We start from the raw sequence: 13,776 nt of genomic DNA, 5'->3' as shown, positions 1-13,776 counted from the left end.
CCGTCAGGTGACGCCGAATCTCCAGGGCGATTGGCGATTTCGAATCGGGAAGACACCTCTTCAGTGTTGGAGTACATACCAGTTAGAACCAGAGAAGAAACGCTGGTGATGATGTGATTATGCAACACGAGCACAGTCTCTTCGACCCGCTCTCAGGCTTGACTCTTCACGTCGGGGGCGAAATGCAATTGTTGGAGCGGGCACGTCAGTCCCCGGAACCGAAGGAGCTCGTCGTTGCGCCCGTGGAGTTACACCAACGGAACGTTCAGCGCCGACTGCGTGAAGCGAACAGGCCGAAAGACGTGTTCGAGTTCGACGATCCGGTCGGTGTGTGCCGTACCATCCTCCGCGGGGAGAGCGAATCCACGGAAGCCATCGACCGCATAGATCGTCTCGCTCTGGTCCGGGACCTACTTGACAACTCGCCGGAATCGGTGACTCCAACGGTATCTTTGCCCGCTGGAATTGACTCCCGTGGCCCGCAGCATGTTGAACAGGTCCGGGCGGAGGTAGAGGCGGTCACTAACTTCCATCCTGAGCGAATCGCGGCGTGGGAAGACGCGAGTACCGAGCTGTACGACCCGATTGATTTGGATACCGCTGAATTACTCGAAGTGGCGCTTGACGTCGAACACGGTCTCCGAGAACCGACACCGAAAGCCACCTCCGAAACGGAGCTCGTGCGTCGAGCTACTCGGGCACTGACCGCCACGGACGGGGGAGCGTGGACGAACGTGTTCGCGCATATCGATCGGCTGTCGCTCGTGGGACTCAGCAGTATCTCCGCGGACCTCGCAGATTTCGTTCACGGGCTGGTTGCGACGACGACGCTCGACGTACACGTACACTTCCGGGCGGCGACAGGGGAATACCTCAAGAGCCGGGTGCCAGCCCTGTTTGACGTGTCCGAACCCGGTCAGGTGATGTTCGAATGACTTCACCAGAGCGCCGCGCGCTGGCGCGGCCACCGCAGTCGCCCGAAGTTCCCGTCGTCGAGATGGTATCAGAGACACGCCGCGATGAAGCGCGGAGCGTGATGGCACTGGTCGCCGCTCTCAAGCAGAGAGGGGTGCCGATTCGTGATATCGCCGTCGTCGCCCGCGACCTCGATACTTATGAAGAACCGCTTTCCCGAGCCGCGGTACGACAAGGAATTACACCAGTGTTTTGGACGCAGCTCCGCGTGACGCGGACCCGTCCGTACGCACTCGTTGAATCAGTCTGTGACGCCGTCGGCGACGACGAGGTCGACAAGCGAACGCTCCTCAGACCGCTGGAACATCGGTGGACCCCATCCGATATCGATGAGGTAGACTGGCCTATAGAACCGCAGACCATCCAACGAGCGAAATCCTCCCTGCCAGAGGGAGCGCTGTCTCTCGATGAATGGATAGAGTTGGTAGAGGGGAGCGATGACGTCGATTACCGAATCGGTAGGTTCGTCCGATGGCTCGCTGACACACCGGAGCCTCACCCGGATCAGGTCGAATCTGTCCTCAGCGACGTCGTCGAGGCGTACGCCGAGCACGGGCTTCCGGAGACGGAAGCCGCTGATTCTCCAGCGCTCATGAAAACGGAGACCGAAGCGCGTGCAATCATTCGTATCCGAACCCTCGTGGAACAGCTTCCGCACAAGTTCGCAGACCGCCTCGATGAAGGATCCCTGGACCAGTCGTGGAACGCAGTCGCTGAGCTGGCGAACGTCATCGCCACGCAGCGTCCGGGGCGACGGGAACACTCGAACGCGCGCGCCGTTGACGTGCTGGAGGCTAACGACATTTGGGCGCTCGATATCCCCTATGTCCTCGCTGTCGGGTTAACGGCCAACGAGTGGCCAAGTGAAACGGCGTCCCCGATTCAACCGGAGTTTCAGGAAGCGGTGCTTCGCGGAGACGGCGAAGCGTCGAAACTCGCGCCCGACGCGTCGTGGACCGATGGCAGAGACCGAGATCACCTAGCGGACACGCTCCGTGCAGCGGCGCACGGCGTAGTCGTGACCCGTCACGTGGAGACTATCAGCGGTGACCGTGTTCACCCGTCTCCGTTTCTGGAATCTCTCGACGTCAAGGCCGTCCCCGAGACAGAGCTGCAGCGGCTGAGGAGTACGGATAGGGCGTTACCGGCCGAAGTTCGGAGGATGTTAGCTGACGAGACGGTGGAGGAAACAGATGACTGAGAACGACGACCAGAGCGGTGAAGAGCCGATTCGCCTGAGGGGCGCACAGCGAGACATCAGAGACGCGTATTTCGGTCACGACAGCGGTCTCTTCACGCTGGCTTGCGTCGCGGGTGCCGGGAAGTCGACCACCGCGTATCGTATTGCCGCGGAGGACATCCTCCGACGCTACGTTGACGGCGACTACACGCCGGAACAGCACGTTGCGGTTCTCTCTTTCAACAGCGATGAGGCTGCTGATATTGTTCCAAACGTCTGTGAGCAGCTTCGAACCATCGTCCGACACGACATCAGTCAGGTGGCGTCTGAAGTGTCCGAGGCTGAGGTCGAGATGTTGGTCCAACGCCTTCAGCAAGCGCCGTTTATGGGTACCATCGACAGTCTCTTGCGCGGCGTCTTGCGGGACTTCGCCCACGATGTCGGTTTCGACGAAATGCCATCCATAGGCAACGAGGCTCTGCTGAACCGAGTTAACGCAGAATGCTACGAGCGGCTTGAGACCGACCCGTCCCTTGCGGGACGACTCGCAGCGCTTGAGTCGGCGTACCCCTCTGGCGACTACGACGACGGTGTCGCAGACATGCTGGAGAGCGCCGTAACGTACTGCCGAGACCGGCAGCTCTCGACGTCGGCGTTCCGTGAGAAACTCGAACAGACGCGCGACGCTGTGTACGAGGACGAGCCAAAGTCGTTCGACGATATCGTCGCGGCTGTAGAGCGTATGGTTGGCGATGACGACGTCGAGGACGCTGTTCGGACAGAGATCGATCAGGGAGACCGAGAGCGACTCGTCACCGCTGACAGGACTCTCTATGCAGAGTGGTGCGGGCGAATCGATGACTTCTGCGCGTTGCTATCGGCCTACCGAGAGACGTATCGAGAGCTGACCCGCGAGTACGGTGTCCTCTCTCACACTGACGTGGCATATCTCGTTGCGTCATACCTCGACGGTACGCTTTCAGATTCCGCACAGGTGGAGAGTATCGATGCTGCTCGACGTCGGCGTGTCCTTCAGCGGTATCACGGTCGGTTGGAGAGCCTGATCATCGACGAGGCGCAGGACGTGTCCAAGGTCCAGCACGCGGCACTCTCGCAACTTGTTCGACCGGACACGCGCGTCTTCGCCTGCGGTGACGTCTTCCAATCGATCTATCGCTGGCGACACGCCGATCCGACGCTATTCCAGTCGGCGACGGCTGACGGAGAGTACCTCGGAATCGACTGGCGAACCCATTGCAACGAGACCGCGACGACGACCCATCGGTGCGTTCCGGAGGTTGCCGGAGCCATCAATTCAATTTCCGAGCCGCTGTTCTCTGATCCGGCGCGCGGTGACATCGGGGACCTCCAGACGGTGTTCTCTCCTCTCGAAGCCGCTCGGGAGGCAACAGCGGGTAAATCCGTCCACGTTTCCTCGTTCTCAAGCAATCACCGCCCGGGTTCTCCGGAGTGGGCAAACCCTGACGAAGCGAAGGGAGAAGCGGACATCTTGGCGAGGCATATCAAACAGGGACTCGCCGACGGAACGTTCACGGATCAAGACGGCGACCCGCTCGGCATTACCGTCCTGTTCCGAAAGGGCACACGGATGGGGGAATATGAATCCGCATTCGATTCCGAGGACCTCCGTGTTAGGACTGCCAGCGGGCACCTCTTCGACGACCCCGCAGTCGATGCGGTGTTCGAGGTCTGTGACTGGCTGGTCGACCCCGGATGCTCGGAGCGGACACGGCAGCTCGTGAACGCGGGTGATTTGGGCTTGGCATCACTCGATACCGCCTTCGAAACGCACAATTGGAATCTCCGCGCTGTCCTCACAGAAGCCGATGACATCTCGGAGTCGCAGAGAAAGACGCTCACCGGTCTGCAGCGACTTCGTGAGCAGCGTGACGTCGTCGAGATGCAATCTGCATCGGCGTACTTGGAAGACGTCATCGAGATGCTCGCGCTTCGCGCTGCCTCGAACAAGCGCTTCCCCGGAGTGGATGCGGAGCAGCGCGTCGCCAACCTCGACGCGCTCGTCGAGACAGTCGCTCAGTGGGAAGGAGACGAACGGTACGGCCCGAAGGAGCTACTCGACCTCGTCGCGCCGTTCCGTAACTCGCCGAGCGATGGGCCGATGCAGCCCGACATCTCAGGCTCGAATTACGACGTAGAATTCCGCACGGTCCATCGAGCCAAAGGGGATGAGGACGACGTCGTCGCCATCGCCGATCCGGGATTCGATATGTGGTCTCAAGGCCCACAGTCAGAGCGATTCGTTACGCAAGGTCCAATTGCTGGACTCGCCCCGCCTACAGACACGGAGGTGCCGACAGATATCGATATCCCACCCTTCGCCGGTGGTCTGTACAATCCCGATACAGGCCGAACACGCGATATCGGTCTCCGGTGGGCCACTGCCCGATGGCGCGATACTGTAGCTGATACCACAGACGCCGACGGACTCGTAGGACCTGACCGGCTCCAGCAAGTGGTTAGCAACGAGCGGGGCGAGGCCTGGCGGTTGCTCTACGTCGCGTTGACTCGCGCACGAGACCATCTCGTTCTTCCACTCCCACAGTCTCTCCCCTCGGGAAGCTATCGAGATCGCTGGCTCGAAAGCCTGCGAGACGGGATTTCGTTCGACGGTGGCACAGAATCCTACACCGCCTCAACCCCGACAGACCAGATAAATATCGGCGTCAACGACGTCAAGCCGTTCGCCAAACGAGAGCGAACGTCACAATCGTCGATCTCCCCCTCTGTCGCGGTTAAGCCGATACGAAGAGACCGCCTGGAGTCGTGGGTGCCGAGATTCGTCAACCCGAGCACGTTGTACCCACTCACCGAGGACCCCGACGAGTTCGCTCTCGCTCATCTCCTCGATGAGTCACTCCACACGGAAGCGAACGACGTGTCCGACGAACTTCCGCTAGAGTTCGACGAACTTGGGCCCGAAGAGGTCGGATCGGAGGTCCACGAGATTCTCACGGCCTTAGTCGACCACGGTGTTTCAGAAAATGAGCTCCGGTCGATGGACACAGTAGTCAGAGAGACCTTCGAAGAGACCCTCGATGACCGGATCAGTGACGGTGAACGTGACGGACTGTGGTCCTTCTTCGACGATGTCGTCGACGACTTTCTGTCTTCGGATCTGTGGGATTCCATCCAGAGGGCGGAGTCGGTTAGCGTGGAGAAGCCGGTCGACGGGCTTGTCGAAGTCGCAGGTGTCGAGGTCGAGGTACACGGAGAGGCGGACTTCGTCGTCGACTTACCGTGTGGCGACCGTCGCGTTACCGATGCGAAGATCACGCTCACGGAACAGACCGCGGAAACAAAGAGAAGATACGAACTACAGGTCGCCGCTTACGTGTACCTCTTCGAACAGCAGGGTGAATCGACTGAATCGATCGAACCGGCGGTCGAGACGTTCGGCGTCGAATCGGATACGGTGATGTCCGTCTGGCCAAACGAAATTACTGAACGTCGTATAGGCGAACTCCTAGATTAGCGGCTCTGTTGAAATCCTGTGCGTTCGACATCATCGTCGATGAAATAACCGTTAGGTAGATGTGCGTATCTGGCACGGATACCCGGAAGAGGACCATCTATTCGGATCGGTCAATCCACTCAGCAGGTATCAAGAACGAGCCATGCATATATCGGCCACCGTGTGTGTAATCAATGAGTTCTGCCGTCGAAGTAGTCATCCAACAGCTTAGTGCCCGCTGTACCTCTTCATCATCGACATGCGAATTCTCAAATGCGGCTTTACTGAAAGGCTCCTCAATCGAGATGATGGCGTACTCTTTAGACTCGTACACTAGATCGATTATTTCAGATTCCTCAATATCGAACTGATTTAGTGCCGATTTGAATTGGCTATAAAAATCAAAGGCAGCCCGCTCAAGCCGAGCAGAATCGTCCACCGGTATATAACCCCTCTCGACTGTGTCAAACAGCATCTCGTCCGACAGAGGGAGTTCTGCGATGCTCATACAGCACGTTAACCTCCGAACTCGCAAATATGCTTGGGACCGTGGGGTGCTTGATAGGGTCGGGCTCGGCGATCAAACACGGCTTCGTATGTTTCTTTGTCCGGAGTGTGGATCGACGCGGCACTATGCTCCGTTTTCTGGTAGCACATAGGAACCGTTGCCTACATTTTGCAAGATACCGTTCTGTATCTAACGATAGCTTGGACTCGACACCGTCGGTGTATGAAATCTTCCATGACACGCTCCTCACTCCTAATTGAGTATCAGCGAATGAAGACCCCCATTTAGGCGATGAAGAGACGATAGGCCAATTCGAACTTGTCTGCCAATAGTGATTGAAGATTGGCCAACTCAGCAAGCAGTGTAGAAATAGACGTCGAGAGCGCGTCGAATGGCCCTTTTCTGCTGGATCCCATAAGGACTAGTCAGAGATAGCTAAGAGCGTGCGAAAGAAGAACGAGATAATTCATTGAATTAGTCACTGAGAGCCAGAGGTTTAAGTCAAACAATTTCATAAACCGGTTCACTTCGAAATGGTCGACGTTTGCCTAACCATCTATCGAGCGGTCCACCAGGAGGTGGGAGACGAATGACGATTTATAAAGAAAATGGGTCAGTCGTCTCTGACGAGGAGTTACGTCCACTGAACAACCGACAAACTGAGATATACAAATCAAAACTAGAAGGGTTCGCTGACTACCTCCTCACTCAGGGGAAGGTCCCGAAGAAAAATATTGGCTACGCGGAGCGGTCTGTCAAAATAAGAATCAATCGATTCCATCGGGTCATGAAGTGGACCTGGAACAATAGTGAGAATCCATCGATTGAGTTTCTCAGAAGCAATGGTGATTCGGTGAATCAAGCTTTGGAAACGGATTCACTGAGACGGTATGACGGTGAGCGCTATCCTGGCGGCACGAAACGAAAATTCAACGATATGTTGAATAACTGGTTTGCGTTTCAGTCCGTTGAGTGGGAGCCTGAATACGAATTTAGGGATCAGGAGCCACAAAACCAACCTGACCCGTTCCGGAGAACGGAGCTCAAACAACTGTGGGAAGCTTCGCTCACATTCAAATCAATTCCGAGTTACAACAATTTGACTCCGCAGGAACGGCATCGGTGGAAAGCCCATATAGCCCAAGAACTCGGAAAACCCAAGAAGAAGGTTCAGCCCGATGATTGGGACCGGATTAACAATTGTTGGAAGATCCCTTCAATTGTCCGCACAACGCGATCACAGGGCTGGAGACCAGATCTCATCGGGAGAATGAAGGTAGATTGGTATGATCCCGACTCTCAAACGGTTCATATCCCTGCAGGTGAGGCCCCGAAGAACGATTCGTCGTGGAACCCTGAACTGACCGATGAAGGTGCAGAAACTCTTGAAAACTGGTTAGAGCAACGAAAACTCAGGGAGATCTACGACGGCCGAGATGAGATCTGGCTCACTCGGGAAGGAAACCCCTACAGCTCGGGTACACTGAACGATTTGCTCGACAGGCTCATTGAGGAAGCGGGCATCAATGAACGTGGCCGAAAGATAGTGTGGTATTCCTTTAGACATGCAGTGGGGACCTACGTCTATGAAGAGTTCAAAAGCCGGGAGATCGTCGCGGAGCAGCTCCGACAAAAAAGCAAGGAATCAGCGAGCCAATATATTCATCCGCTCCCTGAGACCAAGCGAGAAGCTTCCAACGTCCTGTGAGAGTGCTGTTATCCCATCCGATCAAGCGCGTCCTGTCGGTCCTCCACCGGCGTTTGATCGTATTTCATAGTGGTCTCGGCACTCTTGTGTCGTAGTTGGGCCTGCGCTGCAGCCAAGTCCTCTTCGCGGGTCATGTACGTACCTACGGAATGTCTAATCGCATACCAACTCATCTGCCGGTGTTCGGTGTCGATGTCGGCAATCTCGCACAGGCGATGCAACAGATATCGAAGCGCTGAAACGCCGAACGGATTCCCCTCACGAGTTAACCAGATACTCTCTGTGTCATCGTACTCGGGATACGCTCGACGTTCTTGACACCACCGAGATAGCATCTCCGCTGTTCGATCCCGTAGCCCGACAACCCAATGTTCGCGGTTCTTGGCGCTTTCTTCCTTCGGGATTCGTAGTACACTGTTATCGGTATCAATCCAGGATGTCGTCGACCGTTCGACCTCGGTCGGCCGTAATCCAGCGTCGAGACTCGTCCACACGAGGGAGGGAATTTTCCATCCGTTGGCACGCTCCCAATCCTCGGGTACTACATTTGATTTCGGTTTCTCGAATCGTTGGGCCAGGTGCTGCTTCCAGCGGTCGCGTTCAGCGGGTACCAGATTGTTGTAAGAGGGGATCGAGCCATACTCAAGCGCAGCATCACTAATCGCTCCTCTCTCTTCCTTGGTGAGATAATCTCGGGGCTGCGTACTGCTATCGGCAGCAAAGGTGATCTCGGGCTCCCACTGTCCTTTTCCTCGTTCGTGACGCAACCACTTGTAGAGCATCTTCACCGACTTCTGGCAGTTCCGTTTGTGGGTCGCGCTCACATCACGGTGAGCAAGATGGTCCATCCAAGCATCAGCATGGTCGTGGGTGAGATTCGCGGTATATCCACCTTCCATCTCCCACACGAATCGGTAGAATCGATCCATGCGATATGAACGGGGCTTGACTGTGCCCCCGGCATAGCCCGCTGCCTCGTCTGGTTTCTTTCCGTATGTCAGCAACCATCGGAGGCAGTCCTCGCGCTCGGATCGATAGTCCAGTAGCTGTCGTTGGTTCAGGAAGGACTCCGCGTTCTCAGTGACCACCGGGTACTCATTGAGGTCAAGCATTGGGGGCCTGCCCTCCGGCGGTTCGATGCGGGTCCTGTGAGTCTATTCGTAGTGACCTAATTCTGCAATCGCAGGACTGCGACGGGTGTTCGGGCCGTTCCTGCGAGTCCAATAGGTTGGCAATATTGGGAAACCGCAAGACGGCGCGGCTGTGTGTGAATCCTTCGAGTTGGCTTGGTCTGAGCATTTGGTGATCGCTCCTGAGTCTAGCAAGCCAAAACCGCAAGAAGACGACCGAATTGGATGCTCCGTCAGGGATTCGAACCCTGGTCCTTGCCGTGAGAGGGCAAGATGATTGGCCGGACTACACCAACGGAGCGGTGTGTGCACTCTGTGGTAGTTGGTGGGTACGTTTAACGGTTCTGTTTCGGCGGTGCTGTGTGTGGGTTTCACGTGTCCTGGTCGTCGTCGTCGAAGGGGGAGCCGGCGACGTCGGGTTCGTGGCCGTCGAGGCTGACGATGTTTTCGCGGCCGACGCGGAGTTTGGAGATCTGGTTGTCGTCTTCCATGTCGGAGAGGAGCATGCTGACCTTCGATTTCGACCAGCCGGTTTCGTCGACGATGTTGACTTGGCGCATGCGGCCGCCGTGGTCTTCGAGGAGGGAGATGACGCGGTCTTCGTCGGTGAGGAGTTCTTCGTCGGTGACGGCGGGTTCGGCGCTCGTCGAGCTCGCTTCGCTCGTGGTTGCTTCACCCGTGGTGGCCTCCGTTCCACCTGCGTCAGCCTCTACGGTCCCGGTTGGCGCATCGCCGCGGGTGTCGTCGTCGGTGGTGACGAGGTCGCCGCCGTATTCGCGGTAGGCGAAGGCGGCGACGAGGACGGCGACGAGTGCGAGTGCGAGCATGGGGAGCATGCCGAGGCCGTCGCCGTCGCTGTTGCCGGGGTTGGTCGTTCCACCATCGCCGCCGTCACTGCCGTCGCCACCGTCGCCGCCGCCATCGCTCGTGGTGGTGGGCGCGCTCGCGGGTTCGAGGACGGCGCGTGGGCGTTCGTCGCTGAAGTCGCGTTCGCCTTGCCAGGTGACGGAGTCGCTGGCGGCGAGGGTGTCGCCGGACGCTGCGCCGTCGGGGTCGACGCTCGCGAATTGCAGGTTCTCGCCGTGGGCGAAGACGAGTGATTGTTTGGGGCCGAGGTAGATGCCGCCGTCGAAGACGTCGCCGACGACGATCCGGCCGTCGTCGCGGACGACGGCGAACGCGTGCCATTGGAAGGAGAGTTCGAGGATGCCGATGGTGTTGAAGCGTTCTTCGATGCGCGCGCTCCGGCGGAAGTTGGTGGCTTGCATGTCGCGGCCGGTGGCGTTCCGGCCGGCGGCGGTGAGGGCGTCCGCGCGCGCCTGGAAGTCGCTGTAGAGGTCGGTGCTCTGGTTCTCGAAGCGCGTGGCGTACGTCTCGAACTGGTCGCGTTCGGTGTCGTTGGTGAGCCGGCGTTCGTACCTGATGGTGAACGTCGCGCTCCCGTTCTCGTGGGTCGTGATGAGGAACGTCGTGCTGTCGAACGACTGCGCGGTCGACGGTTCGGTTGCGTTCACTTGCGCTGCTGCTCGCGGTTGGTTCGGGTCGACGACGAGGGACCCGGCGACTACGAGCGACAGCACGAGCGCGACGACGACGAGGCGGCTCACCCGACGCATTCACACTCGCTTTGTCGGGGGGTACAAAAGAACCTATGCCTCGCTCCGTCGGTCGTTTCGGCTGGGCGACAGCTACGCCGTCGGTCGTTTCGGCTGGGCGACAGCTACGCCGTCGGTCGTTACGATTGGTCGACAACTGCTCGGTCGGTCGTTTCGGCTGGCCGACGGCTTTCCTGGTCGTCGGGTGCCCGACGCAGTGCTCTCGTCGGTCGCGCGGCTGTGGGGTGTGAGGGAATGGGTGGGGGAAGATGCCCGCGCGTTTGGGGGGATTGGCGGGCGTTGGGGGGTGGGGTGGGGGGTCCGTTGTAGATGGCAACGGACGTGGGTCGCTTGCAGGAGTGCGAGGCAGGTTACGGTTCCACGCACCGTGACGTTCGTCCTCGCATCCTACACCGTCCTTGTGGCCCAACCCACATAAAATCACCGATGGAAATTTACAAAGGCGATATGCCCGGTAGATTGCCATTAGATAGAAATAAAGGGAGCGGTATAGTATGTGGTAGGAAGGGACAACCCTATGAGACTCAGACGACCAACCGACTTCCTGATCCTCGAAGCACTGCAGGCTCACGGCCGGAACGTGGCGACGAACCTCGCCGACCACACCGGAAAGAGCCGTAAGAACATCAACAGCCGCCTCCCGGTCCTCGCGGACTACGGGCTCGTGGACAAGATCGGCCCGGCGACCCGGTCTGGCCTCTACGAACTCACGAAGAAGGGGAAGGTGGCGCTCATGTACCAGGACAAGTACGACGAGGTCGAGGACTTCGGCGAACTCGTCGAGGGCCCGCACGCGGCGGACGGCCCGTCGGCCGCGGACGCAGGCGCCGGCGCGGAGGCGGCGATGGTGCGCGGCGAGAACGAAGACGAGCTCGACGACGACGAGTAACTACTCGCGGCCGATCGCACCGAGTCCGGGCGTCGATCCCTCGACGGCGGCCACTTCCTCTCGGTGTTCGACGCAATCGAGACACCAGACCTCCGTCCGCGCGTCGGCTTCGGCGAGCGCGCCGACGGCGAACCGTGACTGCACGCGCTCGCAGCGATCACACCGGAACGACTCCTCGGGGACGTCCTGTGCGGCGATAGCTTCGTCGATGCGCGCGTACTCGCGGCGTCGCCGCCGCACGCTCGGCAGGACGGCTTCGACGGTTGCGACCGCGCGCCCGGACCAGTTACGCATACCTGTGATTGCGTCTCGTATACTCCTTAGTACTCGTCAGCTACTCTCGCCGGCAATCACCGTAGGACCGTCATGCGAGTCGTTCTCACGACGTGAGAGTGCGTCGCTGGCGCTCGATTTCAGGGCGCGAGCCGGTTCTTCCGGTTCCGCATGTGCTCGTCGTAGTACTCGAACGTGATCGGGCACCACTCGGCCGCGAGGTCGAGCACGCGCTCGGTCATCTCGCGGATCTCCCACTGCGCGTCCGCCGCTGCGCGCATGTCCGCGACGTGCATCAGCATCCGCGCGTTCATCGACATCACCATGTTCACCTCGGTCCCGATGGGGAGCACGAACCGCGCGTCCTCCGGCGGCATCCCCAGATCCAGCAGCCGCTGGTACTCCTCGACGCTGCGCGCGACGGACTCGCGGAACACCTCCTCGCGTTCCGCGACCGTCTCCTCGTCGACCTGCCCCGTCTTCTGGTTGCGTCCCACCCAGTCCGGGTCCGTCGCCGACGGCGGCGTCACCACCATCTCGCCCTCGCGGACGTCCGCGGGGTCGACCTCGTCGAAGCTCACGTACCGCATACTGCGGACGTCGAAGCTCACGTGTCGATGCCGCGTGATCTGCGCCATGCACGACCGACTGATGCCCTTCACGGCGAACACGGCGTTCGCGTGCTCGAACGGCCCATAGTGCCCGTGCGAGAGCAAATGTCCGATGAGCGTCTCCTTCTTCTCCTCGATGTCTTCACCGTCGACCGTTGCCATCGTCTCCTCGAATGACTGGTCGCCAACGAACGCTTCGCTGTAGTCGTTGCGCGCGCCCTTGCAGATTATCTCCTCTGGATTCTCCGTCGCTTCGAGTAACTGGACTTCCATTTGCGTCGATGGTCGCGGGCCGCCGGTATCAAATTGACCATCGTCCCTTGGGGACGTTGAAGGCATTGCGTGCCGTATGCTGTCGTATGTCGTACACGCTCGCTGCGGCCAGTGACGTCGAATCGGTGATGGACGAGGACTACGGCGCGATGTGGTTCCTGCGGGACGCGCTCGCGACGGAGGACCTCGGCGTCACCATCCTCGAGCTGGAGCCGAGGGCGCGCGGGAAGGAGCACGACCACGCGCACGACGGCCAGGAGGAGGTGTACGTGTGCGTGCGCGGCGTCGTCGACGTGGACTTCGACGGTGGCGCGGACGCCGACGGCGGGGAGACGGTGCGGCTTGCGGAGAACGAGGCGGTGCGCGTGAGCGCGGGGCAGACGCGCCAACTCCAGAACCGCGGCGAGGAGCGCGCGAAGCTCGTGCTCGTCGGGACGACGCCGGCCGCCTGACCGCGTTCGCGCGAGCCGGTGCGCGGGCGGCCGTTACCGCAACCAGTAACTCCGTGCCGCCGGTACTCGCTGGTATGATTTCGAATCTCGCGCGCGGCGTTCGGGCGTTCACGAGCAACGCGTTCTACGTGGACGGCGAGCGCCGCGTGCTCGTGGACGCGGGCGCGAACTTCGACGTCGTCAGTCGCATCGAGGAGCACGGTGGCGTGGATGCGCTCGTGTTGACGCACACGCACCGCGACCACGTCGGGAACCTCCCGGAGGTCGTGGACGCGTTCGACGTGGACGTCTGGGGGTTCGATACGGACCAGTCCGGCGTCGACCACGCCATCGCGGACGAGGAGCGCGTCGCGCTCGGTGACCACGAGTACGTCGCGTACCACACGCCCGGCCACAAGGACGACCACCTCTGCTTCCACAGCCCCGACGCGGGCGTGTTGTTCGCGGGCGACCTCGTCTTCCAGGGCGGGTCGTTCGGCCGCACCGACCTTGAGGAGGGCGACCATCCGCTGCTCGTCGACAGCATCGAACGCATGGTCGACGTCCTCGACGACGACCTCGCGGCGATGCACACCGGCCACGGTCCCTCGGTGACCGACGGGCCGTACCGTCACGTCGAGGCCGCGCTGGAGTCCGCGCGCGCCGCCGGCGGTCGTCGCTGACCGGCG

Annotated in this window: 12 protein-coding genes and 1 tRNA gene; 7 read left to right on the top strand and 6 right to left on the bottom strand. The window is 59.8% G+C overall.

The features are described from left to right. The first annotated feature begins 119 nt into the window (after positions 1-119). From ACZ48X_RS06785 to ACZ48X_RS06775, 3 genes are read left to right on the top strand one after another with little or no spacing between them, the layout of a single operon-like run. Positions 120-935 (top strand): hypothetical protein, encoded by an 816-nt coding sequence (locus ACZ48X_RS06785; protein ID WP_336349868.1) that lies wholly within the window; start codon positions 120-122, stop codon positions 933-935. Further along, positions 932-2,176: a PD-(D/E)XK nuclease family protein gene (locus ACZ48X_RS06780; protein ID WP_336349869.1), complete on the top strand. Its 1,245-nt coding sequence runs from the start codon at positions 932-934 to the stop codon at positions 2,174-2,176. Before ACZ48X_RS06785 ends, ACZ48X_RS06780 begins: the two co-directional genes overlap by 4 nt. Then, entirely contained in the window at positions 2,169-5,669 is a 3,501-nt protein-coding gene (locus tag ACZ48X_RS06775) for a UvrD-helicase domain-containing protein (RefSeq protein WP_336349870.1), read from the top strand. Before ACZ48X_RS06780 ends, ACZ48X_RS06775 begins: the two co-directional genes overlap by 8 nt. Positions 5,670-5,766: 97 nt before the next feature. On the opposite strand, the gene ACZ48X_RS06770 is transcribed toward ACZ48X_RS06775, so the two are convergent. Continuing rightward, entirely contained in the window at positions 5,767-6,156 is a 390-nt protein-coding gene (locus ACZ48X_RS06770) for a hypothetical protein (protein ID WP_336349871.1), read from the bottom strand. 589 nt (positions 6,157-6,745) lie between these two features. On the opposite strand from ACZ48X_RS06770, the gene ACZ48X_RS06765 reads away from it, so the two are divergent. Next, positions 6,746-7,864 carry a site-specific integrase gene (locus tag ACZ48X_RS06765; RefSeq protein ID WP_336349872.1) on the top strand — a complete coding sequence of 373 codons (1,119 nt, stop codon included), beginning with the start codon at positions 6,746-6,748 and terminating at the stop codon, positions 7,862-7,864. Positions 7,865-7,872: 8 nt separating this feature from the next. Here the strand turns inward: ACZ48X_RS06765 and ACZ48X_RS06760 are convergent, their stop codons facing one another. The 3 genes from ACZ48X_RS06760 to ACZ48X_RS06750 all read right to left on the bottom strand — a co-directional run bounded on the left by ACZ48X_RS06760 (position 7,873) and on the right by ACZ48X_RS06750 (position 10,610). Further along, positions 7,873-8,976, bottom strand: a complete 1,104-nt coding sequence (locus ACZ48X_RS06760; protein WP_336349873.1) for a tyrosine-type recombinase/integrase — start codon at positions 8,974-8,976, stop codon at positions 7,873-7,875. A gap of 244 nt (positions 8,977-9,220) precedes the next feature. Then, a tRNA-Glu gene (locus ACZ48X_RS06755) sits at positions 9,221-9,295 on the bottom strand. A 70-nt stretch (positions 9,296-9,365) separates the two neighbouring features. Further along, a complete protein-coding gene (locus tag ACZ48X_RS06750) occupies positions 9,366-10,610 on the bottom strand; it encodes a helix-turn-helix transcriptional regulator (protein WP_336349874.1) in 1,245 nt (414 codons plus the stop codon). A 517-nt stretch (positions 10,611-11,127) separates the two neighbouring features. Between ACZ48X_RS06750 and ACZ48X_RS06745 the strand changes: the two genes are divergently transcribed. After that, positions 11,128-11,499 (top strand): winged helix-turn-helix domain-containing protein, encoded by a 372-nt coding sequence (locus ACZ48X_RS06745; RefSeq protein ID WP_336349875.1) that lies wholly within the window; start codon positions 11,128-11,130, stop codon positions 11,497-11,499. Here the strand turns inward: ACZ48X_RS06745 and ACZ48X_RS06740 are convergent, their stop codons facing one another. Together ACZ48X_RS06740 and thyX are read right to left on the bottom strand one after the other, a co-directional pair. Continuing rightward, positions 11,500-11,793 (bottom strand): hypothetical protein, encoded by a 294-nt coding sequence (locus ACZ48X_RS06740; RefSeq protein WP_336349876.1) that lies wholly within the window; start codon positions 11,791-11,793, stop codon positions 11,500-11,502. 119 nt (positions 11,794-11,912) lie between these two features. Beyond that, the gene (gene thyX, locus ACZ48X_RS06735) at positions 11,913-12,656 is read right to left on the bottom strand and encodes an FAD-dependent thymidylate synthase (protein WP_336349877.1); all 744 of its coding nucleotides are present in this window, start codon (positions 12,654-12,656) and stop codon (positions 11,913-11,915) included. Positions 12,657-12,742: 86 nt separating this feature from the next. On the opposite strand from thyX, the gene ACZ48X_RS06730 reads away from it, so the two are divergent. Together ACZ48X_RS06730 and ACZ48X_RS06725 are read left to right on the top strand one after the other, a co-directional pair. Next, positions 12,743-13,108 carry a cupin domain-containing protein gene (locus ACZ48X_RS06730; protein ID WP_336349878.1) on the top strand — a complete coding sequence of 122 codons (366 nt, stop codon included), beginning with the start codon at positions 12,743-12,745 and terminating at the stop codon, positions 13,106-13,108. Between the two features lie 74 nt (positions 13,109-13,182). Continuing rightward, complete coding sequence (locus ACZ48X_RS06725; RefSeq protein WP_336349879.1) at positions 13,183-13,770, top strand: MBL fold metallo-hydrolase; 588 nt, start codon at positions 13,183-13,185, stop codon at positions 13,768-13,770. Positions 13,771-13,776: the final 6 nt, after the last annotated feature.

The organism is Halorubellus litoreus (assembly GCF_055378595.1).
This window is presented reverse-complemented; position numbering and strand designations above follow the sequence as displayed.

What these genes read in the sequence shown, in the direction of transcription:
- ACZ48X_RS06770 (WP_336349871.1), bottom strand. Translation starts at nt 6,156, where the DNA reads ATGAGCATCGCAGAACTCCCTCTGTCGGACGAGATGCTGTTTGACACA.
- ACZ48X_RS06725 (WP_336349879.1), top strand. Translation starts at nt 13,183, where the DNA reads ATGATTTCGAATCTCGCGCGCGGCGTTCGGGCGTTCACGAGCAACGCG.
- ACZ48X_RS06765 (WP_336349872.1), top strand. Translation starts at nt 6,746, where the DNA reads ATGACGATTTATAAAGAAAATGGGTCAGTCGTCTCTGACGAGGAGTTA.
- thyX (WP_336349877.1), bottom strand. Translation starts at nt 12,656, where the DNA reads ATGGAAGTCCAGTTACTCGAAGCGACGGAGAATCCAGAGGAGATAATC.
- ACZ48X_RS06780 (WP_336349869.1), top strand. Translation starts at nt 932, where the DNA reads ATGACTTCACCAGAGCGCCGCGCGCTGGCGCGGCCACCGCAGTCGCCC.
- ACZ48X_RS06785 (WP_336349868.1), top strand. Translation starts at nt 120, where the DNA reads ATGCAACACGAGCACAGTCTCTTCGACCCGCTCTCAGGCTTGACTCTT.
- ACZ48X_RS06745 (WP_336349875.1), top strand. Translation starts at nt 11,128, where the DNA reads ATGAGACTCAGACGACCAACCGACTTCCTGATCCTCGAAGCACTGCAG.
- ACZ48X_RS06750 (WP_336349874.1), bottom strand. Translation starts at nt 10,610, where the DNA reads ATGCGTCGGGTGAGCCGCCTCGTCGTCGTCGCGCTCGTGCTGTCGCTC.
- ACZ48X_RS06730 (WP_336349878.1), top strand. Translation starts at nt 12,743, where the DNA reads ATGTCGTACACGCTCGCTGCGGCCAGTGACGTCGAATCGGTGATGGAC.
- ACZ48X_RS06740 (WP_336349876.1), bottom strand. Translation starts at nt 11,793, where the DNA reads ATGCGTAACTGGTCCGGGCGCGCGGTCGCAACCGTCGAAGCCGTCCTG.
- ACZ48X_RS06760 (WP_336349873.1), bottom strand. Translation starts at nt 8,976, where the DNA reads ATGCTTGACCTCAATGAGTACCCGGTGGTCACTGAGAACGCGGAGTCC.
- ACZ48X_RS06775 (WP_336349870.1), top strand. Translation starts at nt 2,169, where the DNA reads ATGACTGAGAACGACGACCAGAGCGGTGAAGAGCCGATTCGCCTGAGG.